The sequence below is a fragment of the Halomonas campaniensis genome, from assembly GCF_014193375.1.
Classification (GTDB): domain Bacteria; phylum Pseudomonadota; class Gammaproteobacteria; order Pseudomonadales; family Halomonadaceae; genus Halomonas; species Halomonas campaniensis.
This window is the reverse complement of the sequence record NZ_JACHZF010000002.1, coordinates 61,381-88,323: the sequence shown is the minus strand read 5'-3', so window position 1 is coordinate 88,323 and position 26,943 is coordinate 61,381. Positions and strand designations below refer to the sequence as shown.

Genomic DNA, 26,943 nt, shown 5'->3' with positions numbered 1-26,943 from the left:
GATCTACCCCAGCCGCTCGGCCAGCGCGTCGAGGTCGGCGACGGTCATGTCCGGCTCGACGCCCCAGGGGTCGAAGGGCGCCTCGGGGCTGCGACGCACCCAGGCCGCATGCAGCCCGGCGTGGCGGGCGCCGATCACGTCGAAGGGGTTGCTGGAGACCAGCCAGGTGTCGCCCGGCGCCACCTCGAGCCGCTGGCGCAGGTGGGCATAGACCGCGGGGTCGGGCTTGAAGCGCTTGACCTCGTCGACGCTGACCACCTCATCAAAGTGCTCCCGGAGGCCGGCCTGCTCGAGGAGCCCCTCCACCGCCTCCCGGGTGCCATTGGAGAACGCCACGCAGCGCACCCCGGCCCGGGTCAGGCGATCGAGGGCGCTGGACGCCTCGGCAAAGGCCGGCAGGCGGGCATAGACCGCCATCAGGTGCTCCTTGTCGACGTCGGCCAGGCGGGTCTGCAGGGCGCGGTCGGTGAACTCCAGCGCCTCCCGGGTACACTGGCCGAAGGGCACATAGGCCCCCATCAGCCCGCGCCGGAAGCTGTACTCCAGCTGCTTGTCACGCCAGCGGCGCGAGAACTCGTCCGCCAGCTCCCCCCTGCCGAGGGCGCCGAGCCGCTCCTCCAGTTCGGTGACCACCCCATGGGTGTCGATCAGGGTGCCGTAGACATCGAAGGCCAGTATTTTTGCCATCCTCGAAGCTCCTCGGGTCAAATTGATCAGATGTCAGCAGCATGACGTCTGGTGAATACAGACACAAGAGAAGCATGCCCAGCCCCCTGCCAGAACGGCCCCCACCAGGAGAAGGCGGTCGAGTCGTTAGTGGTAGATGGGCCGGTCACTGCCAAACCGGTGGCGGTAGCTGCCCTCGCCTCCTATGCTGCGTTCACCTGCTTCCGGGATTCTATTCCGTTCATCCACTGGACAGTGATGATCACGGGGGACCGTGTCCATGGGCCATCGCCGAGAGCACCTTCTCAGGCGGCTGCAGAGCGCCTGGCGTATCAGTCCTCCGTTCTTGCTTGCCGCTGGCTTCATAATGTTGATCCTTGCCGGAACGGCATTGCTCAAGCTCCCTTTTTCCACGAACACTCCCATTGCATGGAGCGAGGCCCTCTTTACCGCCACCTCGGCGGTAACCGTTACCGGCCTGGTGGTCACCGACACCGGCGCCACCTTCACGACCTGGGGCGAGATCATCATTCTCCTCTTGATGCAGGCAGGGGGACTGGGACTGATGACATTTGCGGTGGTGGCCTTGCTGTCTCTGGGTGGACGCATCAAGGGACGGCGTTACCTAGTCGCCAGCAGCCCCTATGTCACCACCCACCCTCGGGACGTCTTCCGTACTGCCAGGGAAGTGGTCAAGCTGGCCCTGGTAATAGAGGGTCTCGCACTGATCCCACTGGCACTGGTATGGGTGCCTGAACATGGCTGGGCCAAGGGACTCTGGTGGTCCCTGTTCCACACTGTCTCCGCGTTCAACAATGCCGGTTTCACACTGTCTTCGGACAGCCTGATGTCCTATGTCGGAAATCCGGTCATCAATACGGTGATTCCCGCTCTCTACCTCATCGGAGGGCTGGGCTTCATTGTCATCGTGGGAATACTCGATTATCGCTTCAACCGGGCGTTGGATATCAACGTCAAGGTCGTGCTCTCAGGTACTCTGGTGTTGAGCCTCGTGGGCACCGCCCTGATCTACGTGCTGGAATCCAACAATCCAGCCACACTGGCTGCAATCCCTGCGCTGTCCGATCAGCTCTGGGCCTCCTGGCTACAGGCCACAACCCCGCGAACCGCAGGGTTCAACAGCCTCGACATCGGCAGCCTCACCCAACCCACCTGCCTCGTGCTGATGCTGCTGATGTTCGTCGGTGCCGGCGCCAACGGCACTGGTAGTGGCATCAAGGTGGCCACCCTGTTTGTCCTGCTCGCCGCCACCTGGACCTATCTCCGGCAACGAAACCAACCGGTGCTGTTTTCCCAGGCCATTGACACCACTACCCTGCTCAAGGCACTTGCCGTCACGGTGATGGCCATCCTCGGCATCTTCCTGGGCACCCTGGCCCTGTCCATCACCGAAAACGCCGATCTGCTGACCGTGGCATTTGAAGCCACCTCGGCACTTGGCACGGTTGGCCTCACTCGGGGCCTGACGACGGAGCTTTCCGGCGAGGGACAGCTCGTCATCATGGTCATGATGTTCGTGGGTCGCGTATGTCCGCTGACGGTGGCCTACCTGGTTGGCTCTGCTTTTGCTTCCTCACGGGACTCGATGAAAGAGGAACTGCAGATTGGCTAGGAGCGGTCCTGACGCTCCTTCATAAGCGATGGTTGACTGTGGGGGCCGCAATTGTCGCGCCCAATGCCGTCGCCGCGGGACAGCCCGCGGCGATGCTCAGGGATTACGGCCTAACGACGAGCCGGGGTCGGTCGGGCCTGGCTTCAGGCCATCGTTTTCGCCACCGCCTGGACGGCACCCTCGCGCACCAGCGCATCGGCGACCTTGTCCACCGCCCGGCGGGCGCGGGCGACGATCTCGTCGACCTCGTCGCGGGTGGCGATCAGCGGCGGCGCGAAGCCGAGGATGTCGCCCTGGGGCATGGCCCGGGCGATCAAGTTCTCCTCCAGCACCGCGGCGGCGATGCGCGGACCGACCTTGAGGGCCGGGTCGAAGTGCTCGCGCGTCTCCGGACGGGGGGAGAACTCCAGGGCCGCCAGCATGCCCACGCCGCGCACGTTGCCGACGATGGGATGGTCGCCGAAGGCATCTGCCATGGCCTGCTGCAGGTAGGCGCCGGTATCACGGGCGTTCTCGGTCAGGCCCTCGCGCTCGATGATCGCCAGGTTGGCCAGCGCCGCCGCACAGCCCAGGGCGTGGCCGGAGTAGGTCCAGCCATGGCCGATGGGGCCGTACTGGCCGGTACCCTGCTCGAGCACCTGCCAGACGCGGTCACCGACGATGACGCCGGAGAGCGGCTGGTAGGCGCTGGTGAGCCCCTTGGCGACGGTGATCAGGTCGGGCTTGATGCCGTAGAGGTGGCTGCCGAAGTCGGCGCCGATGCGCCCGAAGCCGCACACCACCTCGTCGGCGATCAGCAGCACGTCGTACTTCGCCAGCACTGCCTGGATCGCCTCCCAGTAGCCCTCCGGCGGCGGCACGATGCCGCCGGTGCCGAGCACCGGCTCGCCGATGAAGGCGGCCACGGTCTCCGGCCCCTCGGCCAGGATCATCTCCTCGAGCCTTGCCGCACAGTGCTGGGAGAACTCCCGCTCGGTCATGCCCTCCTGCTCGGCGGCGCGGTGGTAGTAGTACGGCGCCTCGGTGTGCAGGATGCCCTCGAAGGGCAGGTCGAACTGGTCGTGGAACGCCTTGAGGCCGGTCAGCGAGCCGGTGGCCAGGCCCGAGCCGTGGTAGCCACGCATGCGCGAGATGACCTTCTTCTTCCGGGGCAGGCCGCGCACGTTGTTGTAGTAGCGGACGATCTTGAGCTGGGTCTCGTTGGCGTCACTGCCGCCCAGGCCGTAGTAGACCTTGGACATGCCGGGCCCGGCGAGCTCGAGGATCCTCTCGGAGAGGGCGATCTGCGGCTCGTTGGAGTGGCCCACATAGGTGTGGTAGTAGGAGAGCTCCAGGGCCTGCTGGTAGATGGCCTCGGCCACCTCGGTGCGACCGTAGCCTATGTTGACGCAGTAAAGGCCGGCGAAGCCGTCGATGAACTCGCGGCCGTCCTTGTCACGGATATGGATGCCCTTGCCGCCGGTGATCACGCGGCCCGGCGCATCGCCATTGGCGAAGTCACGCAGGTGGGTGGAGGCGTGGAAGGTCACCTTGCGGTCGCGGTCGATCAGGTCCTGGTGCTGCTGGCTCATGTCGTTCTCTCTGATATCAAGGCTCCCCGGCGTCCCGCCGGGGAGAAGGTTCATCAATGGGGTCGGTCAATCAGCTCCCGGATACGGAGCCCAGGGCACCCAGGCAGTAGTACTTGGTCTCGAGGTACTCGTCGATGCCGGTGATGCCACCCTCGCGGCCGAGGCCGGAGTGCTTGACGCCGCCGAAGGGCACGGGCGGGCCGGTCATCTTCACCGAGTTCACCGACACCATGCCGAACTCCAGGGCGCGCATGATCTTCCAGATGCGGCGGATGTCGTGGGTGTAGATGTAGGCCGCCAGGCCATACTCGGTGTCGTTGGCCATCTCGATGACCTGGTCGTCGTCCGCGTAGGCGGTGATGCCGGCCACCGGGGCGAAGCTCTCCTCGTGCCAGATCTTCATGTCGTGGGTCACCCCGGTCAGCAGGGTAGGCATGAAGAAGTTCTCGCCCGGCGCCAGGGTCTGGTCGCCGGCCACCAGGGTGGCCCCCTTGGCCAGGGCGTCATCGACGATGGCCGCGGCCTTCTCCACCGCCTGGCGGTGGATCAGCGGACCCAGGTCGACCTCGCTCTCCAGGCCGTTGCCCACGGTCAGCGCCGCCATGCGCTCGGCGAAGTGCTCGACGAACTCGTCATGGATCGACTCGTGGACCAGGATGCGGTCGGCGGCGAGGCAGTCCTGGCCGGCGGTCTGGAACTTGGCCGCCACCGCGGCGAAGGCCGCCTCCCGGGGATCCATGTCCGGCCCGACGATGAAGGGCGCATTGCCGCCCAGCTCCAGCGACACCCGCTTGACGGTGTTGGCGCTCTGCTCGAGCAGCAGGCGACCCACCCGGGTGGAGCCGGTGAAGGAGAGCGCCTTGACGCGGTCCTCGGCGCACAGGATCTTCGACACCTCGACGGGCTCGCCCAGCACCACGTTGAACACCCCGGCCGGGATGCCGGCGCGCTCGGCCAGCTCGGCCAGCGCCAGCGCCGAGAAGGGGGTCTCGCCGGCGGGCTTGACGATCACCGGGCAGCCGGCGGCCATGGCGGCGGCGGCCTTGCGGGTGATCATCGCCAGCGGGAAGTTCCACGGCGTGATCAGCGCGGCGATACCCACCGGCTCCTTGATGGTGCCCAGGGCGGCATTGGGGATGTGGCTGGGGATCGTCTCGCCGAAGGTGCGCTTGCCCTCCTCGGCGAACCAGCGCACGAAGCTGGCCCCGTACTCGACCTCGCCACGGGCGTCCGGCAGCGGCTTGCCCTGCTCCAGGGTCATGATGGTGGCCAGGTCCTCGCGGTTGGCCTGCAGCAGGTCATACCAGGCCAGCAGGCGCTCGCAGCGCTCGTCGGCGCGCAGCGCGCGCCAGTGCACGAAGGCGGCCTCGGCGGCGTCCACCGCGGCGCGGATCTGGTGCGCCTCCAGCCAGGGGATGTGACCGATCACCTCGCCGGTGGCGGGGTCCTGGACGGCCTCCTCGCGGCCGCCCTCGCCGTGGGTCCACTTGCCGTCGACATAGGCGTGCTGACGGAACAGACGCGGATCGTCGAGCATGGTGGACAGCGTCCTGGACAGTTTCATGTTCATGCGGCACCTCCCCTGACGCACCGGCCGGACTGACGTTGTGTGGCCGGTGCGGAAAAAAACGGGCGAGCCGCCCGGTTGCGTCCGGTGCGGCTCGATGGGGTCATGATAGGGGAAGGAGGGCGGGGGGACTTTTCGTTGGCCGGCGAGGCGAATGGGCTTTTTTTTCGTCCTCGCCGGTCTGACGCGAAGTTTTTCTGCGGGCCCTCAGCCGGCCGCCGGGTCGACCAGCGCGGCCTCGGTGAATACCAGCAGGCCCAGCTCCGGCCGGTAGCCGTGGATCTCGGTGACGTCCAGGGCCTGCAGGAAGTAGAGGATCTCCTCGCTGACCACCTGGCCCGGCACCAGCACCGGGAATCCCGGCGGATAGGGGATCACGAAGCTCGCCGAGACCACGTCGCGGCCGGCCCGCATCGCCGCCTGCAGCTCGCCGTTGTCGAAGCGCAGGTACTCGGTGTTCTCCTCGTCGTAGCTGAGGAAGTAGGCGCGGCGGATGTCCCCCTCCGGGGTGTGGCCACCGGGGTCCGGGCGGAAGGCGTCGTGGAAGCGGCTGAAGTCGGGCAGCGGAGGCAGCTCCTGGGTCAGCGAGCGCACCCGGTGCTCGATGATCTTGCGCTCGGGCCGGCTGCTCTCCTCCCAGCGAGTCTCGAACTCCTTGGCCAGCTTGATCAGCACGTCGAGCAGGTAGGCGATGGAGCCCCGGGTGGTGCCGATGTTGGTCATGAACAGCACGGTATTGCGCGAGGTCTTGTTGATCTGGATGCCGTACTTGTTCATCAGGTATTCGTTCTTGAAGGTGTCGCCATCGATGCCGGTGGCGCCGATGGCGATGGTGATGCGGCTCGGGTCGACCACGAACTCGTCATTGGCCCAGGCCTCCTCCATCTTGTTCCAGCCGGTGACCGGGTCGTAGAAGGTGTCGACCCCGGACTGCCGGTACTCCAGCGGCACCATGTCCTTGTTGACCAGCACCCGGAAGTACTTCTGCAGCAGCGGATGGGTGTAGAGCTGCTCGCGCAGCGACAGCGCCGCCTCCACCTGGGCATGCACCAGCTCGAAGCCCTCCATCTCGGCCTGCATGCGGCCCACGTCCAGCGAGGCGATGATCTGGTAGTTGGGCGAGGTCGAGGTATGGGTCATGTAGGCCTCGTGGAACGGCGCCTCGACCTTCTGGCGGTAGTCCTGGTCCCAGACATGGATCATCGAGCCCTGGCGCAGCGAGGTCAGGGTCTTGTGGGTGGAGTGGGTGGCGTAGGTACGGATGCGCACCGCGTCGGGGTCGGGCAGCAGCCGACGCTCCAGCCAGGTGGCGTCGTCGTCGGGGTCGAGCTGGTCGAACTCGGCCTTCCAGGCCGCATACTCCTCGCGGTAAGCCTCGCTGCGGTAGCGGTCGCGCAGGGTGCGGGCGGCATGCATGGCGGTGCGCGGCCGGTAGGTGGGGTTGAAGCCGGCGAAGGCGAACCACGCCTCGTCCCACAGGAACACCAGGTCGGGCTTGATGGCCAGGCACTCCTCCATCACCCGGCGCACGTTGTAGACCACCCCGTCGAAGGTGCAGTTGGTCAGCAGCAGCATCTTCACCTTGTCCAGGTTGCCCGCCCGCTTGTACTCGAGCAGCGTCTTCTTGATCTCCTTGAGGGGCACCGCGCCGTACATGGAGTAGTCATGCAGCGGATAGGAGTCCAGGTAGCTGACGTGGGCCCCCGCCAGCACCATGCCGTAGTGGTGGGACTTGTGGCAGTCGCGGTCGATCAGCACGATGTCGCGGGGCTTGACCAGCGCCTGCACCACGATCTTGTTGGCGGTGGAGGTGCCGTTGGTGACGAAGAAGCTCTGCCGGGAACCGAAGGCGCGGGCGGCGTACTCCTGGGCCTTCTTGATCGGGCCGTAGGGCTGCAGCAGCGAATCCAGCCCCCCGGAGGTGGCCGAGGTCTCGGCGAGAAAGATGTTGATGCCGTAGAAGTCGATCATGTGGCCCGCCCAGTGGGAGCGGGTCACCGACTTGCCCCGCGAGATGGGCATGGCGTGGAAGACCCCGGTGGGCTTCTTGCTGTACTCGCGCAGGGCATCGAAGAAGGGCGTGCGGTAGCGGTTGTCGATGGCACGCAGGATGGTGTGGTGCTGCTCGATGTAGTCCGTCTCGCGGTAGAAGATGCGGTTGAAGTGGCGGATGTCACGGCTGGCCGTGGCCTCCACGTCGCCGCTGGTGACCAGGAACTGGTCGATCTCCGGGCGCAGCTCGTGGATCATCGAGCTCAGCAGGATGCTGCGCTCGGCCTCGGACTGGTTCTCCAGTGCCTGCTCGGAGAGCCCCTCCAGGTAGTTGCGCAGGGCGCTGAGGTTGTACTTGGACTTGTAGGGAAACTCGTAGCGGATCAGGCAGGCCTGGATGTTGGGGTTGACCAGCACCGCGATCAGCGCGTCCTCGAAGCTCCTCACCGTCACCACGTCGTAGACGAAGCGGTCCTCGGGGCGGCGCATGTTGCGGAACGCCTCGCGGACCACCTCCTCCTCCTGGGCCGAGAGGTTGTCGACGATCAGCAGCTCGAAGTAGGGCTGGGCGGAGCTGTTGGAGGCGGGGTGGCCGCGGCGCAGCTGGGCCAGGGCATCCAGGGTCTCCATGTCCTCGGCATCGGCGTCGGTCTCCGAGAGGTCGACGTGGCGGCGCCGGTAGGACTCGCTGATCAGCGCCCGTACCAGGCGCTTGACCACCTTCTCCAGCAGCACGTACTCCTCGCGGTCGAACAGCGACCAGAGGTGGCGGAAGTCCTCCTTGGAGGGGAAGGCGTGGTAGTCCTCGATGATCTCGAGCCGCGTCAGCTTGACGTCGATCGCCTTCACCAGGTTCCTCGCCCGGCTATCGTCGGTCAGTCGCACCAGCTGGCCCAGGTCGCGCTTCAGCGCATTCCAGGTATCGGCACGCAGCTGGGAGATCTTGTGGTAGAAGCCCAGCGCGGTATAGGGCGTTTCGGTCTGGCTGGTCTCTTGCATGGCGACACCCATCCTTGCTTGTTGTTGACGAGGGGCATCGGCCGCCCGGCGCATCGGGTCAGCCGGTCTGCAGCCCGCGCCTGCCGTAGCGAACGGTGATCCGCTCCTCGGGAAAGTCATCGAAACTCAGGTCAAGGTTCATGCCGGGCCAGTGGAAGCAGGCCCGGCCCTCGCGGGGGCGATAGAAGGCGGTATAGACGGTGCCTAGCCCCCGCCGGTAGTCGTGGCGGAACAGCGGCGGCGCCGAGAAGGCGGCGACCAGCCGCTCCTCGCTGGTGGCCTCGTCGTCCACCAGGATGGAGAGCTGGCGCTCGCGGATCAGCGTCTCCGAGGCCAGGGCATGGGCGTACCACTCGATCCGCTTCTGGTGGTTGGTGGCCACCGGCACGCGGCGGATGCTGGCCCGTCGATCCGGGGCAATCATCGCCGTCACGTAGCGCCCGGAAGCGTCGGCCACGGTGATGTTGTAGGCCATGTGGGTCGGGACCCGGGAGAGCACCTCCGCCGCCTCGGGTACCGTATCGCAGAACTCCAGCAGGTAGCGCAGGATGACCGGCGCGCCGAAACCCTCGCCCACCACCTGGCGCCCCCCGAAGGCCAGCGACACGGCGAGCCCGCGGTCGTTCATGCCGTCGAGCACGCCCCACAGGCAGTCCGACATGGCGATCACCCGGCGCTCGTTCCAGTGGGTATAGAGGATGGTGCCCTCGCACAGCTCCGGGGGGTAGTCGTAGTTGCGGGCCAGCAGGGTGGCACCGGGGCGCGCCAGCACCGCCTGGGAGCAGCCGGTGATGTAGGGCGGCGGCTGGTAGAGGCTCAGGAAGCGCGAGGCCAGGTCCCCACCGCCCGCCAGCTCGCACAGCGCCCGATAGGTATCGAGCAGCTCCGGCATGTGCCGGCGCAGGGCGTTGTAGCAGGCGAGATACCCGGGGCGCTCGCGCTCCCCCTCGGCGAGGTACCAGGGCTCGTAGGCCGGCCAGTGGTAGTCGAACAGCGACTGCCACTTGGCCCCCGGTGCCGCCTCGAGCACGGTACGAAAAACCAGCGTCTTGTCGTCCATTTCGGCCGGCGACGGCACCCGCCAGGGGGTGCCGCCGCCCTCCCCGCTCAAAGGATCTTGAAGTTGCCGCCACCGACGGCATGATTGACGGCCACTTCCTCCACCACCGGGTCCTGCAGCGACTGGCCGGCGTACTGGCCGCGGATGCCGTCGATCCAGGCCTTCGCCCGCTCGTTGAGCTGGAAGTCGTCGTCCATCAGCCGGCCGCGGGTGATCAGGATGCCCAGGTCCGCCCCCTCGTAGCGGAAGTCGCCGGCGCCGCTGATGCGCAGGAAGAAGCCCTCCTGCTCGTTCTCGGCGGCGTGGGGATGGTAGCTGTAGTGGTCGTAGCCGACGCTGCCGTCGCCGGCCATCCTCCAGACCCCGGTTTGCGGCGCGGCGGTGAGCAGGTCGACGCTCTCGTCGGTGTGCTTGATCACCAGCTGGCTCCAGCTGTCGACGCTCTCGGGATGCGACCAGCGCTCGTTGATCTCCTCGATGTCCAGGTCGAAGTCGACGTCGGAGAACTCCAGCAGGTGGAAGAGGAACAGCGGGATGTCGGAGTGGGCGAAGGCCGCCACGTTGGTCAGCGAGCTGGCGCCGGTGACCCGCGGGTTGAGCTCACCCAGGTAGACCTCGCCGTTGTCCATGTCGATCAGGAAGTCGAGCTCGAAGTAGCCGCGGTAGCCCTCCTCGCGCAGCGCCTCGCCGAACTTGAAGGTGTACTCCCGGGCCTTGTCGCGGATCTCCTGGGTGAAGGCGCCGGCGAACATCTCGTTGCCGCACCAGCCACCCTTGTAGGGGGTCAGCGACTTGAAGCCGACCAGCTCGGTCATCAGCGGCCCCACCACGGTGCCGCAGCGGGTGGCGCAGGCCTCGATGGCCGAGCCGCGGCAGTTGATCCGCTTCATGATCTTGACCTCGGCCTCGGCCTCGATCTCCTCGGCGTGCTTGTAGTAGTCGTCCTCGCTGGCGATGAAGAAGGTGGTGTGGCCGGAGTCGCCGAAGGCGGTCTGCACCACCAGGTCGGAGCCGAGTTCCTGGCTGACCTCCAGCAGCTCCTGGTAGCTGCCCACCCGGGCCAGCACGTTGGGCACGCTGGGCACGCCGGCCTTGTTGCCGATGCGCACCGTCTCGATCTTGTTGTCCATGCGCTGCCGGAGGTTCGCCGGCGGGAACGCCACCCGCAGCCCGAGCTGCTGGCAGACCTCCTCGGTATGCTCGTCGAACATCAGGAAGGCCGCCACACCGGCGTTGTCGCCGTCGGCCCTCGACTGGATGAAGTCGATCACCTCCTTGTGCTCGAGGAGGTAGTTGTTGATGTCCTCGATGCTCTCGAAGTCCCGCGGGAACTTCTCCTTCGGCACGAAGACGTTGCGCTGCTGGCCGTCGAAGCAGTCGATGTAGTTGATGTGGCGGAAGTTGCCCACCCAGTCGCCGATGCCCAGCAGGTTGAAGTTGGTGGCCGAGATGAAGTAGATCGGCTCCTTGTTGTTGAGGAAGTGGCGGCGGACGTCGGCAATGGTTGTTATTTTGCTCATCGTTGTCGCTCCAGGTGTGGCGGGAGGGGTCTCGGGGGCCTCCCCCCCGGCGGCGGGCCGGGCGGGGGGCGGTGATGAAGCGGAGTCCCCTTCGGGGGCCCCGCCGAAGAGGCGACGCAGGGCACGCAGCAGGGACTCCAGCACGGCGATCTCCTTCACGGGCGCTGCCGGGCGGGCAGCGGGGTCAGTACTCCTCGACGTCGGCGCGCAGCGGCTTCTGCAGCGGCCCCAGGGTATCGAGGAAGGGCGACGAGCCGGACTCGCTGCGGTAGAGCGTGAAGTCGGCGCGCCGGTCGCGGAAGCTCTTCAACGGCTGCCCGAGGCCGCGCAGCCCGGTCTCGCGCTCGCGACGCACCCGGTTGAGGTCCACCTCGATGGGCATGACCTCCTCGCCGGTGCCGGCCTGGTGGATGACATCCCCGGAGGGGCCGACCACGATGGATCGGCCGTTGCCGATGGCGCCGGCGCCGTTGATGTCGAAGAAGTAGCACTGGTTGACCGCGGCATTGGTGCGGGCGATGGAGAGCTCGATGTCGCGGTCGATGGTATCGGTCATGGTCGGGTGCAGGATCACCTCGGCGCCCATGGCCACCAGGGTGCGAGTGGTCTCGGGGAACCACATGTCGTAGCAGATCGATACCCCGAAGCGCGCCACGTTAGGCACGTCGAAGACCACGAACTCGGTACCGCTCTCCACGCCCGCCTCGTAGGGGAGGAAGGGGAACATCTTGCGGTAGCGGGCCACGACCTGGCCGCGGGGGTTGATCACCGACAGGGTGTTGTAGACCCCCTGGTCGGTCTGTTCGAACATCGAGCCGGGAATCAGCCAGATGCGGTGGCGCTCGGCGAGTTCGCAGAAGAACTGCTCGGCGTGGCTCGGCATCGGCTGGGCATGGTGGGGCGAGGCCCCCATGGGCATCAGCTCACTGAACAGGACCATCTGCACCTGGGGGAAGCGGCTCATCAGCACGTCGACCCGGTGGCGCATGGCCTCGGTGTTGTCGCCATGGTGCAGGGCATGCATCTGCACCCCGGCAATCGTGAAGTAGGACATCTTGGTCTCTCTGCGTCAGGCGATCTCGAAAACTTCCAGGGCGCTGTCGGGAGTACATCCCGCATGTCCGGCACCTGAGGAGCGTGCCGGCAAGATCGCCCGGCCGGCGAGCACATGCTCGCCTCTCGCTACCAGCTTAAGCCACATCGCACTCACAGGGAATCAACGCTGATATTTCGTTGACCCTGGCCGGCCGGTCCGGCGGCGACGGAGCGCCGCCGGGCGGGGTCAGGCGGTGAAGTCGTCGCGGGAGAAGCCCGGGTCGGGGCGCTTGACCGTCTTGGTGACGATATAGGTGAAGTAGCGTTCGATGCCGGCCTCGCCGGTGAGCCAGGTGTCGATCAGGCGCTGGTAGGCATCGACGGTGTCCGCCTCGACCTTGATCAGGTAGTCGACGCCGCCGCCCACCGCCACGCACTCGGTGACCTCCGGGGTGTCGTGCACCAGCGCCTCGAAGCGGGCGAAGCTCTCGGCGTTGTGCTGCTTGAGCTCGATCTGCACCCACACCGGCGTACGGCGCACCAGCGCCGCGGCATTGATGCGGGCACTGTAGCCCTCGATGATCCCGGCCTTCTCCAGGCGGCGCACCCGCTCCCAGCAGGGGCTGACCGAGAGGTTGATCGCCTCGGCCAGCTTCGACTTGGTGATGCGGCCATCCCGGGAGAGGATCTCGAGGATCTTGAGGTCGTAGCGGTCCAGTTTCATCGTGATGCCGGCCGCCTCATCCCAGGGAGTCGACAACATCGGCGATCACCGCGATGGTGTCGCCCATGTTGACCAGCGCCGGATGGCGCCGCGCCGCCAGCACGCCGCTGCGCCCGGCGTGATACTCCACCGGGGGAGTGCCGCTGCGGGTCATGTCGTAGACCCGGGCCACCACCTCGCCCTTCTCGACTCGCTCGCCCAGCGCGAAGGCCAGCTCCAGCACGCCGGAGTGCTCGCTCTGCACGTAGCAGCTGGCATCGGGCATGTCGAGGTAGACCTGGGGCTCGTCCGGCATCGCCACCTCGCCCTCGAGCAGGCCGTAGTGGATCAGGAAGTTGCGCACGCCACGCTCGGTGATCGCCATGCTCTCGGGGGTGGAGGTGCCGCCGCCGCCGAGCTCGGTGGCGACGAAGACCTTGCCCTGGCTCTCCACCGCGGTGTCGAAGAGGGCCGCGGCGTCGAGCTCGAACATCATCATGGCGTAGGGGGCACCGAAGGCCTTGGCGCCCTCCAGCGCCTGGCGCTGCTGCTCGGCGTCGTCGAGCACGTGGGAGGCGCCGAAGGGGATGATGTCCAGGGTGCGCCCGCCGGAGTGCAGGTCGAGCACCACGTCGCACATCGGCACCATCACCCGGGTGAAGTAGTCGGCGATCTTCTCGGTGACGGTGCCGTCGGGGTCGCCGGGGAAGCTGCGGTTGAGGTTGCCGCCGTCGAGCCCGGAGGTACGCTTGCCGGCCATTACCGCGGGGGTGTTCATGCAGGGCACGATGATCACCCGGCCAGTCACCTCCTCGGCCTCGAGCTGGCTTGAGAGCTTGAGCAGCGAGGTGATCCCCTCGTACTCGTCGCCGTGGTTGCCGCCGGTGAGCAGCGCCGTGGGGCCCTCGCCGTTCCTGACCACGGTGACCGGGATCATCACCGCCCCCCAGGCGGAGTCGTCCACCGAGATGGGCAGCTTGAGGAAGCCGTGCTGGACGCCGTCGGCGTCGAAGTCGACGGTGGCGCTGATGGGGCTGGGACGCTTGGTCATTGGCTGGTCTCCATGTTCTTGTACAGGTCTTTCGAGACTCCATTCTCGCGACGAATGGCGGCCCGACACGGGGCTGTTCCGGCGACAAGCCTGCGAGGAGGCGCTGTGAATACTTCCCTGTAAGCTACTTTTGCCTTCCCTGGCAAAAGACCTCCTCTTCGGCTCGTCCCCGGCGCCCCTCCTTGGGTGGTGTATCGAGGTCAGCGCACGAAGAGCTGGCGCGGGAAGTTGGCCAGGGTCTCGCAGCCGGTCTCGGTGATCAGGATGCTCTCGGTGATCTCAAGGCCCCAGTCGTCCTCCCACAGGCCGGGCATGAAGTGGAAGGTCATGCCCGGCTGGAGGATGGTCTCGTCCGAGGGGCGCAGGCTCATGGTGCGCTCGCCCCAGTCCGGCGGGTAGCTGATGCCGATGGGATAGCCGCAGCGGGCGCCGCCGCGGTCGAAACCGTACTTGTCCATGGCCGCGCCCAGCGCCATGGCGATGTCCGCGGTGCGGTTGCCGGGCTTGGCCACGGCCAGGCCGTTCTCGATGCCCTCGAGCAGCGCCGACTCGGCGCGCACGAACTCCGCCGGCGGCTTGCCCAGGAACACCGTGCGCGACATCGGCGCATGGTAGCGCTTGTAGACCCCGGCAATCTCGAAGAAGGTGCCCTCACCCTCGCGGAACGGGGTGTCGTCCCAGGTCAGGTGGGGTGCTGCCGCATCCTTGCCGGTGGGCAGCATCGGCACGATGGCCGGGTAGTCGCCGCCGAAGACCTTGCCGTTGGCGTCCGTCCAGCCCTCGATGCCCACCCGGTAGATCTCGGAGACCAGCTTGCTCTTGGGCAGGCCGGGCTCGATCACCTCGAGGATCCGCGAGTGCATGCCCTCGACGATCTTCGCCGCGACCCGCATGTACGCGACCTCCTGGGGCGACTTGATCGCCCGGCACCAGTTGACCAGCGAGTTGGCGTCCATGAAGCGGGCGTGGGGCAGCTCACGCAGCAGGCTCTGGTAGGCCTTGGCGGAGAAGTAGTAGTTGTCCATCTCCATGCCCACCACGCCCTCGTGCCAGCCACGATCGGGCATGATCGACTGGGCGAGGTAATCCATGGGGTGCATGTCCGGATTCTGGACGTAGTAGTCCGGGTAGTAGGTGATGTTGTCCGGATCGATCCAGCAGGTGCGCAGCGCCCCATTGGCGTCCATCCGCCGACCATACCAGACCGGTTCGCCCTCCAGGCCGAGCAGCACGCACTGGTGCACGTAGAAGGACCAGCCGTCATAGCCGGTCAGCCAGGCCATGTTGGAAGGGTCGCTGATGATCAGCACGTCGATGCCTCGGCTGGCCATCTCGGCGCGCACCTTCCACAGGCGGCTGGCATATTCCTCACGAGTGAAGGGCAGGTTTACCTGGGTCATTGGGCCACTCGCCATCGCAACATCAAGAAAATCGGCCCTCTCTGATGAGGAGAAGGCCGGGCCAGGGTGACGGGTCACTGACGAGATGCCTGATCGGGGCGCAAGCCGGTCAGTCGCACCAGGCAGTGGGGAGGGTCCCCATGAAGGGAGGTTACTGCCAACCCACGGTAGGCGGTCAAGCATTTCCTTATCATCCGACACCCTTGTTCACAGCCTCGCCCGCTCCCATGATGAAGGGCACGACGACCCCGGGAGGCGACATGAAGGTACTGGTACATATCGACGATGCCGAGCAGTGGCGCGACGCCCTGGCCGAACGACTGCCACAGGCCGAGGTGATCACCCCCGCGGCACCGCCCGAGCAGCGTCGCGAGGCCGACTACCTGGCGGTCTGGAAGCCGCCGGAGGCCCTGCTGCGCGAGCCCGCAAACCTCAAGGGCATCGTCAACCTGGGTGCCGGGGTGGATGCCCTGCTGGGCAACCCCGGCCTGCCCGCGGGGGTGCCCATCGTCAAGCTGCGTGACGCCGGCATGGCGGAGCTGATCGGCGACTACGTGCGCTACGGCATCCTCCACTTCCAGCGCGACTTCGACCGCTACCGCCGCCAGCAGGCGCGCCGGGAGTGGCGCGAACACGCGGTGGTGGACAAGGCCGACTGGCCGGTGGGGGTGCTGGGGCTGGGCGCCATCGGCGCCAAGGTGGCGGCCATGGTGGCCGACGACGGCTTTCCGGTGCACGGCTGGAGCCGCACGCCGAAATCCCTCGACGGCATCACCTGCCACCACGGCGATGACGGCCTCGAGGCGCTGCTCGGCCAGGTGAGGAGCCTGGTGCTGCTGCTGCCGGACACGCGTGGGACCCGCCAGATCATCGACGCCCGGGCACTTTCCCGGCTGCCCGAGGGGGCCAGCCTGATCAACCCCGGCCGCGGCACCCTGATCGACGAGGCCGCGCTGCTCGAGTCGCTCGGCGAGGGCGAGGGCGAGGGGCGGCTGCGCGGCGCGCTGCTCGATGCCTTCCCCGAGGAGCCGCTGCCCGCCGACAGTCCGCTGTGGTCCCACCCGCGCGTGTGGGTCACCCCGCACATGGCCGGGCCCACGCCCCTCGGGGCGGCCCTGGACCAGGTGGCCGAGGCGCTGCGCGCCTTCGAGGCGGGCGAGGCGCAGGAGACCGTCGACCCCGACGCCGGCTACTGAGCCCGGCCCCTACAAGAAGCCCCGGGAAGGCCTTACGCTGAAGGCAGGTGAACCCGACAACCTCCGAGGAGGTGCGCGATGAGCATGAACGTGGACTACGGCCCCGGCGACGCGCTGCTCGTCGTCGACATGCAGAACGACTTCTGCGAGGGCGGCGCCCTGGCCGTCAAGGGCGGGGCGGCCCTGGTGCCGGGCATCAACGCCGAGATCGCCGCCGCCCGGGCGGCCGGCGCCCTGGTGGTGGCCTCCCGGGACTGGCACCCCGTCGACCATGTGAGCTTCGCCCATCGCGGCGGCCCCTGGCCGGTGCACTGCGTCCAGGACACCGACGGCGCCGCCTTCCATCCCGACCTCGCGCTGGAGGCCGACACCATCCGCGTCAGCAAGGCCACCGCCTTCGACGCCGACGCCTACTCGGCCTTCGACGGCACCGGGCTCGGTGGCTACCTGAAGGAGCAGGGCATCGCGCGGGTGATCGTCTGCGGCCTGGCCCTGGACGTCTGCGTCCGCGCCACGGTGCTGGAGGCCCGCCGGGAGGGCTTTGCCACCCTGCTGCTGGAGGGCCTCTCCGCCGCGGTGGACCCGGACGCCGCGAGCGAGTGCCGGCGCGAATTCACCGAGGCCGGCGCCGAGGTACGCCCATGACGGCACCGAGCTCCCCGCGGGTGGACGATGACGAGCTGGTCCTGCTCACCGACCTCTACCAGCTGACCATGACCCAGGCCTACTGGAAGGAGGCGATGCAGGAGCGGGCCACCTTCAGCCTGTTCTTCCGCCAGATGCCGCCGACCCGGCGCTTCATGCTGGCCTGCGGACAGCAGCATGCCGCGGCGCTGCTGTGCCAACTGCGCTTCGGCGACACGGCCCTCGAGCGCCTGGCCGGCACCGGCCTGTTCGACGCGGGCTTCCTCGACTGGCTGGCCGACTGGTCCTTCGAGGGCGACATCTGGACGCTGCCCGAGGGGACGCCGGTATTCGAGAACGAGCCGCTCATGGAGGTGGAAGCCCCCATCGCCCAGGCCCAGCTGCTCGAGAGCCTGGTGATGAACCTGGTGCAGCTGGAGACGGTGCTCGCCTCCAAGGCGGTGCGCCTGGTGATCGCCGCCCGGGGCCGGCCGGTGGTGGACTTCGGCATGCGCCGCATGCACGGCGTGGATGCCGCGGTGCGCGGCGTGCGGGCCTACCGCAGCGCGGGGCTGGCCGGCACCAGCAACGTGCTGGGCGGCCTGCGCCACGACCTGGCGCTCAGCGGCACCATGGCCCACAGCTATATCCTCGCCCACGACGACGAGCGCGAGGCCTTCCGGGCCTTCGCCCGCCACTACCCCGGCACCACCCTGCTGGTGGATACCCATGACACCCTGGCCGGGGTACGCAAGGTGATCGAGATCATGCGCGAGGAGCCCGAGGTCGCCGTCAGGGCCATCCGCCTCGACTCCGGGGACCTGGGCGAGCTCGCCAGGGGCGCCCGCGAGCTGCTCGACGCGGCCGGGCACGACGACATCACCATCGTCGCCAGCAGCGGCCTCGACGAGGTCCAGATCGAGACGCTGCTCGAGGACGGCGCCCCCATCGATGCCTTCGGCGTCGGCACCCAGATGGGCGTGTCGGCGGATGCCCCGGTGATCGACCTCTCCTACAAGCTGGTGGAGTACGCCGGCACCCCGCGGGTCAAGCACTCTCCCGGCAAGATCAACCTGCCGTGTCGCAAGCAGCTCTATCGCCGGCGGGACGCCGACGGCCGCTATGCCGGCGATGTCATTGCCCTGCGGGACGAGCCGGGCATCGACGGGGAGCCGCTGTTGCGCCCGCTGGTCCGGGCGGGACGGCTCGACGATGACGAGATGGCCAGGGCCGACGAGGCCCGGGAGCGGGTACGGGAGAGTCTCGAGCGCCTGCCGGACGCCCTGCGGCGACTCGCCCCGGGTGACGACGGCTACCCGGTCGACCTGAGCCCCGAGCTCCAGCGCCTGCAGGCAGGCAGCTGAGCCGCGCCGTGACGCTGCCGCCGCGGCCAGGCCAGGGGTGCGGCGGTGCGGTCCCGCCATGGCCCTGTCGTCCCGCGGGGTGAATATGCAAGTTCTCCGCATGCCGGAACCCGCGCCCGGCCGGCGGGTCCACCGCACTGAACTCGCCCAGCGATACGGACGCCCCATGCCCCTCAGACGCCTGCTGACCGCCCTGCTGTTCTGCCTGCCGCTGGTCGCCGCGGCCCAGGCGCCGGCGGCGCCGGACCCCGCCTATCGCAAGGCGCTGCCGGCGGCGGAGAACCCCCTCCGGGTGGCCCCCCGCCCCTTCGACGCCCGCTACCGCCTGGAGGTGAGCGGCTGGCCCAGCACCCAGGTCGAACACCGCCTCTCCCGCGACGGCGGCTCCTGGCAGAGCCGGATGAGCGCCGCCATCGCCGTGGCTCGCGGCGAGGAGCAGAGCCGCTTCCTGGTCAAGGAGGGGGGCGTTCGTTCGCTGCAGTACGCCAGCGGCTACTCGCTGCTGGGCTTCGGCGGTGACTACCGTCTCGCCCCCGGCGAGCTGGAAGGGCTTCCCGACCGCCAGGCGGCGCTCTTCGAGCTCTCCCGCCGGGCGCTGAGCGGCGACTGCCCGGCCACCTGCACCCTGCGCTATCAGGACCACCGCGGCCGCGAGGAGCGGATGGAGTACCGGGTGACGGGCCCCGAGGCCCTGTCGCTGCCCGCCGGCGAGTTCGACGCCGTGGCGGTGGAGGTCACCGAGCCCGGCAAGCCTGAGCGTCGCCTGGTGTTCCGCTTCCACCCCGACCTCCCCGGACTGCTGCTGGCCGTGGACTACCACCGCGACGGCGAACGCCGTAGCCGCCTCTCCCTGACCCACCTCTCCTTCGGCGAATGATCCCGGCAACGCATCGGTGCGCCCTCCTCGACCGAGGCCCTGCCTTCCGGCCGCCGGGCTGCTAGAGTAGCGGGCTTTCGACCGCCGGCGGCGGTCATCGTGAAGGGAAGGGAATCTCGATGTTGAGCGGACTCGTGATCGTCCTGCTGCCCCTGGTGCTGGGCTACCTGGTGCCGGTTCGCCATGCCGGGGCCATGGCACTGATCAACCGCGGCGTGAACGCCTCGGTCTACGTCATCCTGCTGCTGATGGGTATCGGCCTGGCCGGGCTGGACGACCTGGCCAGCCAGCTGTCGCGCATGGGCGGGCAGGCGCTGGCCCTGTTCCTGGTGATCACGGCCTGCAACCTGGCCGGCCTGTGGTGGCTGTCGAACCGCCTCGCCCTGCGCGCCGACCCCAGCCGGGTGGTGCCCGGCGCGCCGGTGAGCAAGCTCGCCGCCATGGGCGGCTCCCTGGCCCTGGTCGGGGTGGTGGTGCTGGGCGTACTGCTCGGCCTGGCCGGCGGGCGGCTGGTCGGCGAGGCGCTGCACGGGCATGCCGAGACCCTGGCCGAGTGGGTGCTCTATGCCCTGCTGGCGCTGATCGGCTGCCAGCTGCGCAACTCCGGCATGCCGCTGCGCCAGATCCTGCTCAACCGCCACGGCCTGGCCATCGCCCTGACCCTCGCCGCCACCTCGCTGGTCGGCGGGCTGATCGCCGCCCCGCTGCTGGCGCTGCGCGCCAGCGAGGGGCTGGCCCTCGCCGCCGGCTTCGGCTGGTACTCGCTCTCGGGCATCCTGGTGGGCGACCAGCTCGGCCCCCTGCTGGGCGGCGTGGCCTTCTTCAACGACCTGGCCCGGGAACTGCTGGCCTTCGTGCTGATCCCGCTGGTGATCCGCCGCCGGGCGGCCCTGGCCATCGGCTACGGCGGCGCCACCTCCATGGACTTCACGCTGCCGGTGATCCAGCAGCACGGCGGAGTGACCTGCGTGCCGGTGGCGGTGGTCTCGGGCTTTCTCCTCTCGCTGCTCTCGCCGCCGCTGATCCTCTTCTTCCTGTCGCTGTGACCGCGGGGCGACGCCCGGGCTTGCACGGGGCTTGCACATTTCATGACCATTGACTGCATCGCCAGCGGCGATGCTGTGGACTCCGTCTTCCTGCCCGAGTCGCCCATGCGTCGCCCCCTCTCCCCTCCCGCGCCCTGCCCGACCCGTCAGCGCGGGCGACTTCGCCTCGGCCCCCTGCTGGCCCTGCTGGTGCTGGCGGCCGGCCTCGCCCTGGCCGGCTGGCTGATGACCCAGCCGCCGGGCGTGGAGCGCCGCCCCCGGGTAGAGGCGCCGCCTCCCCTGGTGGAGACCCTGGTCGTGGCACCCGGGCCCGTTGCCCCCGAGCTGCACGGCTTCGGCCGCGTGGTGGCCGAGCGCGAGGCGCGCCTGGCCAGCCGGGTGGCCGGCCGGCTGGAAGCCTTCGCCCCCGGAGCGCTGCCCGGCAGGGTGGTGGAGGCCGGGGCCCCGCTGGCACGGCTCGACGATGACGACCTGGCCCTGGCCCTGCGCGAGGCCGAGGCGACGCTGTCCCAGGCCGAGGCGGCGCTCGCCATGGAGCGCGGCGAGCAGCAGCGCGCCCAGGCCGAGTACCGGAGCTTCGGCCGCGAGCTGCCGGCCGAGCGACGCGCCCTGGTGCTGCGCGAGCCCCAGCTGAGGAGCGCCGAGGCCGAGGTGGCCCGGGCCCGGGCCGCCCGCGACCGCGCCCGCCTGGATCTCGAGCGGGCCACCCTGCGAGCGCCGTGGCAGGGCATGCTCCAGGAACGCCTGCTCGGCGAGGGCAGCGAGGTGGGCAGCGGCACCGAGCTCGTCCACCTGGTGGATGTGTCGCGCTTCTGGGTGCGCGTCTCGCTGCCCGGCGAGGCGCTGGCCTGGCTGACACCGGCCACCGCGGCGGCCCCGGGCAGCCCCGTGACCCTGACCAGCCGCAGCTGGCCCGCCGACAGCCGGCGCCGGGGCGAGCTGCTCTCGGTGCTGCCGGCGCTCGAGGAGAACGGCCTGCAGGCCCAGCTGCTGGTCGCCGTGGAGGACCCCCTGGCGCTGGCCGAGGAGAACCGGGGCGCCCCGGCGCTGCGACTGGGCGACGTGGTGCGGCTGTCCTTCGCGACCCGCGAACGCGACGATCTGATCGCCCTGCCGGCCGCCGCCCTGCGTCCCGGTGACGAGGCGTGGCTGCTGGATGACCGGGACCGGCTGGAGCGCCGGCCGGTCACGGTGGTGCACCGCGATGACCACCTGGTGCTGGTGGCCGAGGGCCTGGCCTCCGGCGAGCGGGTGATCACCTCGCCGCTGGGCCAGCCCCGCGCCGGCATGGCGCTGCGCGCCCGCCCCCCGGGCGACGAACGCCCGGCCGGGGAGGCCAGCCCCTCGCCCGGGGAGGAGCGCCCATGATCCGCCGTGGCCCCATCGCCTGGATGGTCCACCACGGGGTGGCCCCCAACCTGCTGATGATCCTGCTGATCGTGGGCGGCCTGCTGGCCTCCACCACCATCAAGAAGGAGGTCTTCCCCGACTTCGAGCTGGAGATCATCACCGTCGCCATCGGCTATCCCGGCGCCACCCCCGAGGAGGTCGAGCGCAGCCTGCTGCTGCCCCTGGAGGCGGCCCTGGCCGATGTGGACGGCATCGACGAACTCACCGCCACCGCCAACGAGGGAGCCGGCCGCGTCTCCGCCACCCTGATCGACGGCGTGGAGGTGATGCGGGTCTACCAGGAGATCCAGCAGGCGGTGGGCGCCATCACCACCCTGCCGGCGGCCGCCGACCCGGCGCGCTTCGGCCTGGCCGGGCGCTCGCGCAGCGTGATGAGCCTGCAGCTCCACGGCGCGGTGGACGACCCGCTGCTCCACGACGTGGCCGAGGAGGTACGCGCCGAGCTGCAGGCGGCCCCGGGCATCTCCCGGGTGGAGCTCTCCGGGAACCGTGAGCGCGAGATCCAGGTGCTGCTGGACGAGGAGGCGATGCGGCGCCACGGCCTGGACCACCGCCAGCTGGCCGGCCGCATCGGCGACGAGGCCCTGGACCTGGCCGGGGGGCGCCTGACCACCGGCGAGGGCGAATGGCTGATCCGCTACCAGGGGCGTCGCGACGAGGCCCGGGAGTTCGCGGCGCTGCCGATCCTCGGCACCCCCGACGGCGGCCAGCTGCGCCTGGGCGACATCGCCCGGGTCGAGCGCGGCTTCGCCGAGACCGACCGCGAGGTGCTCTACAACGGCGAGCCGAGCCTCTCCCTGGAGGTCTACCAGCTCGGCGACCAGACGCCGATCGGCATCTCCGATGCCGTCCACGCCCAGCTGGATCGCCTGAGGGCCGGCCTGCCCGAGGGGGTGAGCCTCACCGTCTCCCGGGACAGCTCCGAAGTCTATCGCGACCGCCTGGACCTGCTGCTCAAGAATGCCTTCCTGGGCCTGGCCCTGGTGCTGGTGCTGATGGGCCTGTTCCTCGAGGCGCGGCTGGCCTTCTGGGTGACCCTGGGCATCCCCACCGCCTTCCTCGGCGCGATGCTCTTCCTGCCCTGGTTCGGCGTCTCGATCAACATGATGTCGATGTTCGCCTTCATCATCGCGCTGGGCATCGTGGTGGACGACGCCATCATGGTCGGCGAGAACATCCACAGCTACCGCGAGCAGGGCCACTCCCTGCGCGAGGCGGCGGTGCGCGGCGCCCGGGAGATGGCGGTGCCGATCAGCTTCGCCATCCTCTCCAACATCGTGGCCTTCCTGCCGCTGCTCTTCCTGCCGGGCTTCCTGGGCATGATCTTCGCCGTGGTGCCGCTGGTGGTGGTCACGGTGTTCCTGGCCTCCTGGCTGGAGGCGCTGTTCATCCTGCCCGCCCACCTGGCCCACCGCGCCGGGGGGCGCGAGGCGCCGGCCTGGCGCCGACCGCTGGACCGGGTGCGCCAGGGGCTTCAGGGATGGCTGGCGCGGGTCACCCGGCAGCACTTCGCCCCCTTCCTGGAGCGCTGCCTGGACCAGCGGCTGCTGACCGTCAGCCTCGCCGTGGCGGTGCTGGCGGTGGCCCTGGCCTGGGCCATGAGCGGACGGCTGGGCTTCTCGCTGATGCCCCGGGTGGAGTCGGACCGGGTCCAGGCCACGGTGACCCTGCCGGTGGGCAGCCCCATCGCCGACGACCGCGCCATCCGCGACCGCCTGCTGGACGCCGCCGAGGCGCTGGCGGCCCGCGACGACGGCCCGGCGTTCACCGCCAGCCGCGCGCAGATCGACGGCGACCGGCTCACGGTGCAGCTGACCCTGGCGGGCGAGAGCCTAGACGCCTGGCCGCCCTCCCGGGTGGCCCGCGAGTGGCGAGGCCTGGCCGGCGAGTTCGGCGGCGCCCAGGCGGTACGCTTCGAGTCCGACGTCGGCGGCCCCGGCGCCGGGGCCGCCCTGACCCTGCGCCTCTCCCACCCGGACAGCCGCGCCCTGGAGGGGGCGGCCACCCGCCTGGCCGAGGCGCTGGGCGAGTTCGAGGGGATCACCGACATCGACAGCGGCCTGGCCGACGGCAAGCCGCAGCTGGAGCTGCGCCTGTCGCCGGAGGGGCGCGCGCTGGGGCTCACCGGCGCCGATCTCGCCGGCCAGCTGCGCGCTCCCCTGCAGGGCATCACCGCCCTGGAGCAGTTCGTCGGCCGCCAGGAGATCAGCGTCGAGGTGCGCCTGCCCGCCGAGGCGCGCCGCAGCCTCGCCGACCTTCACCGGCTGCCGGTCCGCACCCCCGAGGGGAGCCAGGTACCGCTGGCGCGGGTCGCCGAGATCACGCTGGGCCAGGCCGCCACGACCCTGCAGCGCATCGACGGCCGACTCATCATCGCCGTCACCGCCGACGCCAGCCAGGAGGCTGCCATCAACCAGGTGATGGCCACCCTGGAGGCCGACGTCTTCCCCGCCCTGCAGGCCGGCTGGCCGGGGCTCGAGATCACCGCCGGCGGGCGCCAGCAGGAGGCCGCAGACAACGTCTCGGCGCTCACCCGCGCCGCCTGGCTGACCCTGGCCGCCCTCTACGCCCTGCTGGCGATCCCCTTCCGCAGCTACCTGCAGCCGCTGCTGGTGCTGGCCGCCATCCCCTTCGGGATCATCGGCGCGGTGGCCGGCCACCTGATCATGGGCTTCGGGCTCTCGGTGATCAGCCTGATGGGCATGCTGGCCCTCTCCGGGGTGGTGATCAACGACGCCCTGGTGCTGATCGACCATGCCAACCGCCGTCGCCGCGAGGGCATGGCCGCCCGGGAGGCGATCGTCGCCGCCGCGGTCCGACGCCTGCGCCCGATCATGATGACGACCCTGACCACCTTCCTGGGGCTCGCCCCGATGATCTTCGAGACCTCGCGCCAGGCCCGCTTCATCATTCCCATGGCGATCTCGCTGGGCTTCGGCATGCTCTTCGCCACCCTGATCCTGCTGCTGCTGGTACCCTGTCTCTACCTGATGCTGGAGGGGCTCCGCGAGCGCCTCGGCGGCCGCAGCATCACCCCACAGGAGGCCCGTTCATGAGCCTGCGCCTGCCCCGCCCCGCCGTGTCACGGCTGGGCATCAAGCTCTTCGTGGTGATCCTGGTGGTCAACGTGGCCATCTCGGGCCTGGTCTTCCTGGCGGTCTCGCGCAGCCTCGACCGCGGCTTCCTGGAGTACCTGGACACCACCCAGGCCAACCGCGCCGAGACCCTGGCCGAGGGGCTCGGCGAGGAGTGGGCGCGTCGCGGCGACTGGCAGTGGCTGCGTGTCTCGCCCTCGGCCTGGCAGCGCCTGGTCCGCCAGCAGCTGTGGCCCGGGGCGGGGCCGCCGCCCCACGGCATCGAGCGCCGCCTGGGCGACCCCAAGGACTTCGTGCTCCACGACGCCGCGGGCCTGCCGGTGATCGGCCTGCCGCCGGACGACGAGGAGGAGGCCGCCACCCTGCGCTGGCTGCCGATCCTCCACGAGGGGGAGCGGGTCGGCACCCTGGGCTATCGGCCGCCGGAGCAGCTGATGGCGCGCATGGACCGCATCTTCCTCTCCCGCCAGCAGCGCAACCTGGCGATCATCGTCGCGTCGCTGGGGGTCGCCTCGCTGCTGCTGGCCGGCGGCCTCTCCTGGTGGCTGGGTCGCCGCACCCGCAGCATGGCCCTGGCCACCCGCCGCCTCACCGAGGGCGACTACAGCACCCGGCTCCCCGAGCAGGGGCGCGACGAGCTCTCCCGGCTTTCCCGGGACTTCAACGTGCTGGCCGCCACCCTGGAGGCGAGCCGCGAGGCGCGCAGCCGCTGGGTCTCGGACATCGCCCACGAGCTGCGCACCCCGCTGGCGGTGCTGCGCGGCGAGATCGAGGCGATGCAGGACGGGATCCGCCGCCTGGATCAGGACAGCCTGCACTCCCTGGCCCAGGAGGTGGGCCAGCTCGAGCGCCTGGTGGCCGACCTGCGCCTGCTCTCCCAGAGCGACGCCGGGGCCCTGGAAGTGCAGCTCGCCCCGCTGGACCTGGCCGAGAGCCTCGCCGAGCGGCTCGACGAGGCGGGCGGGTGGCTCGCCGACAGCGGCATCGCACTGGACGCCGACATCCCGGGCGAGGCCTGGATCCGCGGCGACGTCCAGCGCCTGCGCCAGCTGTGGAACAACCTGCTCGACAACACCTGCGCCTATACCCGGGCCCCGGGGCAGCTGCGGGTGCGCCTTGCCGGCTCGCCGGCGGAGGTCCGCATCACCTGGGAGGACAGCGCCCCCGGGGTGGGTGAGCCCGACCTACCGCGGCTCACCGAGCGGCTCTACCGTGTCGAGGGATCGCGCAACCGGGCCAGCGGCGGCAGCGGCCTGGGACTCTCCATCGCCGCGGCCCTGGTCAAGGCCCACGGCGGCCGGATGGAGGCGTCGCGCTCCGCGCTGGGTGGGTTATGCTGGTCGCTGGCGTTTCCACGACTCGATGACGACCGCTTCAAGGAGGAGAAGGCATGAGCCCGCAGGACACCGTCACCCAACGCATCCTGATCGTCGAGGACGAGCCCAAGATCGCCCGGCTGGTGGCCGACTACCTGGAGGGCAGCGGCTTCACCACCCACCCCCTGGAGCATGGCGACGCCGTGCTGCCCTGGCTCGAGCGCGCCAGGCAGGAGGGCGAGGCCCCCGACCTGGTGCTGCTCGACCTGATGCTGCCCGGCACCGATGGCCTGACCCTGTGCCGCGAGATCCGCCAGCGCTGGCCGGCCATCGCGGTGGTGATGCTCACCGCCAGGGTCGAGGAGGTGGACCGCCTGCTGGGCCTGGAGCTGGGCGCCGATGACTACATCTGCAAGCCGTTCAGCCCCCGCGAGGTAGTGGCCCGGGTCAAGGCGGTGCTGCGGCGCAGCCAGGCGGCCCGCGACCCGGCGACGGCCGGCGGCAGCGACCTGGTCCTCGACGAGGAGGGCTGGCGGGCCCTGGCCGATGGCCAGGACCTCGGGCTGACCGCCGTGGAGTTCCAGCTGCTCAAGGTGATGATGCACGCCCCGGGGCGGATCTTCTCCCGCGACCAGCTGATGGATCACATGTATCGCGACCACCGCATCGTCTCGGAGCGCACCGTGGACAGCCACGTCAAGAAGCTGCGGCGCAAGATCAGCGAGGTGTGGCCGGAACGCGAGGTGATCCGCTCGGTCTACGGGGTGGGCTACAAGTACCAGCCCGAGGAGTGACCTGCACGAGCTTTGCACCGTCGG

20 protein-coding genes are annotated in these 26,943 nt (G+C 69.4%); 10 read left to right on the top strand and 10 right to left on the bottom strand.

Annotated features, from left to right (window positions below):
• Positions 1–3: 3 nt before the first annotated feature.
• Complete coding sequence (locus BDK63_RS01450) at positions 4–687, bottom strand: haloacid dehalogenase type II (protein ID WP_183329541.1); 684 nt, start codon at positions 685–687, stop codon at positions 4–6.
• A 259-nt stretch (positions 688–946) separates the two neighbouring features.
• On the opposite strand from BDK63_RS01450, the gene BDK63_RS01445 reads away from it, so the two are divergent.
• A complete protein-coding gene (locus tag BDK63_RS01445; protein WP_183329540.1) occupies positions 947–2,299 on the top strand; it encodes a TrkH family potassium uptake protein in 1,353 nt (450 codons plus the stop codon).
• A gap of 143 nt (positions 2,300–2,442) precedes the next feature.
• Here BDK63_RS01445 and BDK63_RS01440 read toward each other — a convergent pair whose 3' ends face one another.
• The 9 genes from BDK63_RS01440 to doeA form a co-directional block, all read right to left on the bottom strand.
• Positions 2,443–3,870 (bottom strand): aminotransferase, encoded by a 1,428-nt coding sequence (locus BDK63_RS01440; RefSeq protein ID WP_183329539.1) that lies wholly within the window; start codon positions 3,868–3,870, stop codon positions 2,443–2,445.
• Between the two features lie 70 nt (positions 3,871–3,940).
• A complete protein-coding gene (locus BDK63_RS01435; RefSeq protein ID WP_183329538.1) occupies positions 3,941–5,440 on the bottom strand; it encodes an NAD-dependent succinate-semialdehyde dehydrogenase in 1,500 nt (499 codons plus the stop codon).
• A 204-nt stretch (positions 5,441–5,644) separates the two neighbouring features.
• The gene (locus BDK63_RS01430) at positions 5,645–8,428 is read right to left on the bottom strand and encodes an aminotransferase class I/II-fold pyridoxal phosphate-dependent enzyme (RefSeq protein ID WP_183329537.1); all 2,784 of its coding nucleotides are present in this window, start codon (positions 8,426–8,428) and stop codon (positions 5,645–5,647) included.
• A gap of 58 nt (positions 8,429–8,486) precedes the next feature.
• The gene (locus BDK63_RS01425) at positions 8,487–9,488 is read right to left on the bottom strand and encodes a C45 family autoproteolytic acyltransferase/hydrolase (RefSeq protein WP_183329536.1); all 1,002 of its coding nucleotides are present in this window, start codon (positions 9,486–9,488) and stop codon (positions 8,487–8,489) included.
• 47 nt (positions 9,489–9,535) lie between these two features.
• On the bottom strand, positions 9,536–11,008 hold the full coding sequence (locus BDK63_RS01420) for a biotin carboxylase (RefSeq protein ID WP_183329535.1): 1,473 nt from the start codon (positions 11,006–11,008) through the stop codon (positions 9,536–9,538).
• A 184-nt stretch (positions 11,009–11,192) separates the two neighbouring features.
• Positions 11,193–12,062 (bottom strand): carbon-nitrogen hydrolase family protein, encoded by an 870-nt coding sequence (locus BDK63_RS01415; protein WP_183329534.1) that lies wholly within the window; start codon positions 12,060–12,062, stop codon positions 11,193–11,195.
• Between the two features lie 228 nt (positions 12,063–12,290).
• Positions 12,291–12,767: an Lrp/AsnC family transcriptional regulator gene (locus BDK63_RS01410; RefSeq protein WP_183329533.1), complete on the bottom strand. Its 477-nt coding sequence runs from the start codon at positions 12,765–12,767 to the stop codon at positions 12,291–12,293.
• 16 nt (positions 12,768–12,783) lie between these two features.
• On the bottom strand, positions 12,784–13,797 hold the full coding sequence (doeB, locus tag BDK63_RS01405) for a N(2)-acetyl-L-2,4-diaminobutanoate deacetylase DoeB (RefSeq protein WP_183329532.1): 1,014 nt from the start codon (positions 13,795–13,797) through the stop codon (positions 12,784–12,786).
• A 200-nt stretch (positions 13,798–13,997) separates the two neighbouring features.
• Positions 13,998–15,197: an ectoine hydrolase DoeA gene (gene doeA, locus BDK63_RS01400; RefSeq protein ID WP_183329531.1), complete on the bottom strand. Its 1,200-nt coding sequence runs from the start codon at positions 15,195–15,197 to the stop codon at positions 13,998–14,000.
• 260 nt (positions 15,198–15,457) lie between these two features.
• Here doeA and BDK63_RS01395 point away from each other — a divergent pair, with 260 nt between their 5' ends.
• The 9 genes from BDK63_RS01395 (at position 15,458) to BDK63_RS01355 (ending at position 26,919) form a co-directional block, all read left to right on the top strand.
• Positions 15,458–16,393, top strand: a complete 936-nt coding sequence (locus BDK63_RS01395; protein WP_183329530.1) for a 2-hydroxyacid dehydrogenase — start codon at positions 15,458–15,460, stop codon at positions 16,391–16,393.
• Between the two features lie 78 nt (positions 16,394–16,471).
• Positions 16,472–17,038, top strand: a complete 567-nt coding sequence (locus BDK63_RS01390; RefSeq protein WP_221202457.1) for an isochorismatase family protein — start codon at positions 16,472–16,474, stop codon at positions 17,036–17,038.
• Positions 17,035–18,381: a nicotinate phosphoribosyltransferase gene (locus tag BDK63_RS01385; RefSeq protein ID WP_183329529.1), complete on the top strand. Its 1,347-nt coding sequence runs from the start codon at positions 17,035–17,037 to the stop codon at positions 18,379–18,381. The genes BDK63_RS01390 and BDK63_RS01385 overlap by 4 nt, the downstream gene beginning before the upstream one ends.
• 166 nt (positions 18,382–18,547) lie before the next feature.
• The gene (locus BDK63_RS01380; protein ID WP_183329528.1) at positions 18,548–19,258 is read left to right on the top strand and encodes a hypothetical protein; all 711 of its coding nucleotides are present in this window, start codon (positions 18,548–18,550) and stop codon (positions 19,256–19,258) included.
• 119 nt (positions 19,259–19,377) lie between these two features.
• Complete coding sequence (locus tag BDK63_RS01375) at positions 19,378–20,304, top strand: LysO family transporter (protein ID WP_183329527.1); 927 nt, start codon at positions 19,378–19,380, stop codon at positions 20,302–20,304.
• Positions 20,305–20,346: 42 nt separating this feature from the next.
• Positions 20,347–21,672, top strand: coding sequence for an efflux RND transporter periplasmic adaptor subunit (locus tag BDK63_RS01370; RefSeq protein WP_246385663.1), 1,326 nt, complete (start codon positions 20,347–20,349; stop codon positions 21,670–21,672).
• The gene (locus BDK63_RS01365; RefSeq protein WP_183329526.1) at positions 21,669–24,770 is read left to right on the top strand and encodes an efflux RND transporter permease subunit; all 3,102 of its coding nucleotides are present in this window, start codon (positions 21,669–21,671) and stop codon (positions 24,768–24,770) included. The genes BDK63_RS01370 and BDK63_RS01365 overlap by 4 nt, the downstream gene beginning before the upstream one ends.
• Positions 24,767–26,203 carry an ATP-binding protein gene (locus BDK63_RS01360; RefSeq protein WP_183329525.1) on the top strand — a complete coding sequence of 479 codons (1,437 nt, stop codon included), beginning with the start codon at positions 24,767–24,769 and terminating at the stop codon, positions 26,201–26,203. Before BDK63_RS01365 ends, BDK63_RS01360 begins: the two co-directional genes overlap by 4 nt.
• Positions 26,200–26,919 carry a response regulator gene (locus BDK63_RS01355; RefSeq protein ID WP_183329524.1) on the top strand — a complete coding sequence of 240 codons (720 nt, stop codon included), beginning with the start codon at positions 26,200–26,202 and terminating at the stop codon, positions 26,917–26,919. Before BDK63_RS01360 ends, BDK63_RS01355 begins: the two co-directional genes overlap by 4 nt.
• Positions 26,920–26,943 lie beyond the last annotated feature (24 nt).

Bases quoted from the DNA above. Each gene is read 5' to 3' on its own strand.
- BDK63_RS01415 (WP_183329534.1), bottom strand. From the start codon at position 12,062: ATGTCCTACTTCACGATTGCCGGGGTGCAGATGCATGCCCTGCACCAT.
- BDK63_RS01365 (WP_183329526.1), top strand. From the start codon at position 21,669: ATGATCCGCCGTGGCCCCATCGCCTGGATGGTCCACCACGGGGTGGCC.
- BDK63_RS01390 (WP_221202457.1), top strand. From the start codon at position 16,472: ATGAGCATGAACGTGGACTACGGCCCCGGCGACGCGCTGCTCGTCGTC.
- BDK63_RS01360 (WP_183329525.1), top strand. From the start codon at position 24,767: ATGAGCCTGCGCCTGCCCCGCCCCGCCGTGTCACGGCTGGGCATCAAG.
- BDK63_RS01355 (WP_183329524.1), top strand. From the start codon at position 26,200: ATGAGCCCGCAGGACACCGTCACCCAACGCATCCTGATCGTCGAGGAC.
- BDK63_RS01410 (WP_183329533.1), bottom strand. From the start codon at position 12,767: ATGAAACTGGACCGCTACGACCTCAAGATCCTCGAGATCCTCTCCCGG.
- doeB (WP_183329532.1), bottom strand. From the start codon at position 13,797: ATGACCAAGCGTCCCAGCCCCATCAGCGCCACCGTCGACTTCGACGCC.
- BDK63_RS01450 (WP_183329541.1), bottom strand. From the start codon at position 687: ATGGCAAAAATACTGGCCTTCGATGTCTACGGCACCCTGATCGACACC.
- BDK63_RS01385 (WP_183329529.1), top strand. From the start codon at position 17,035: ATGACGGCACCGAGCTCCCCGCGGGTGGACGATGACGAGCTGGTCCTG.
- BDK63_RS01430 (WP_183329537.1), bottom strand. From the start codon at position 8,428: ATGCAAGAGACCAGCCAGACCGAAACGCCCTATACCGCGCTGGGCTTC.
- BDK63_RS01375 (WP_183329527.1), top strand. From the start codon at position 19,378: ATGTTGAGCGGACTCGTGATCGTCCTGCTGCCCCTGGTGCTGGGCTAC.
- BDK63_RS01425 (WP_183329536.1), bottom strand. From the start codon at position 9,488: ATGGACGACAAGACGCTGGTTTTTCGTACCGTGCTCGAGGCGGCACCG.
- BDK63_RS01445 (WP_183329540.1), top strand. From the start codon at position 947: ATGGGCCATCGCCGAGAGCACCTTCTCAGGCGGCTGCAGAGCGCCTGG.
- BDK63_RS01440 (WP_183329539.1), bottom strand. From the start codon at position 3,870: ATGAGCCAGCAGCACCAGGACCTGATCGACCGCGACCGCAAGGTGACC.
- BDK63_RS01395 (WP_183329530.1), top strand. From the start codon at position 15,458: ATGAAGGTACTGGTACATATCGACGATGCCGAGCAGTGGCGCGACGCC.
- BDK63_RS01370 (WP_246385663.1), top strand. From the start codon at position 20,347: ATGACCATTGACTGCATCGCCAGCGGCGATGCTGTGGACTCCGTCTTC.
- BDK63_RS01380 (WP_183329528.1), top strand. From the start codon at position 18,548: ATGCCCCTCAGACGCCTGCTGACCGCCCTGCTGTTCTGCCTGCCGCTG.
- doeA (WP_183329531.1), bottom strand. From the start codon at position 15,197: ATGACCCAGGTAAACCTGCCCTTCACTCGTGAGGAATATGCCAGCCGC.
- BDK63_RS01420 (WP_183329535.1), bottom strand. From the start codon at position 11,008: ATGAGCAAAATAACAACCATTGCCGACGTCCGCCGCCACTTCCTCAAC.
- BDK63_RS01435 (WP_183329538.1), bottom strand. From the start codon at position 5,440: ATGAACATGAAACTGTCCAGGACGCTGTCCACCATGCTCGACGATCCG.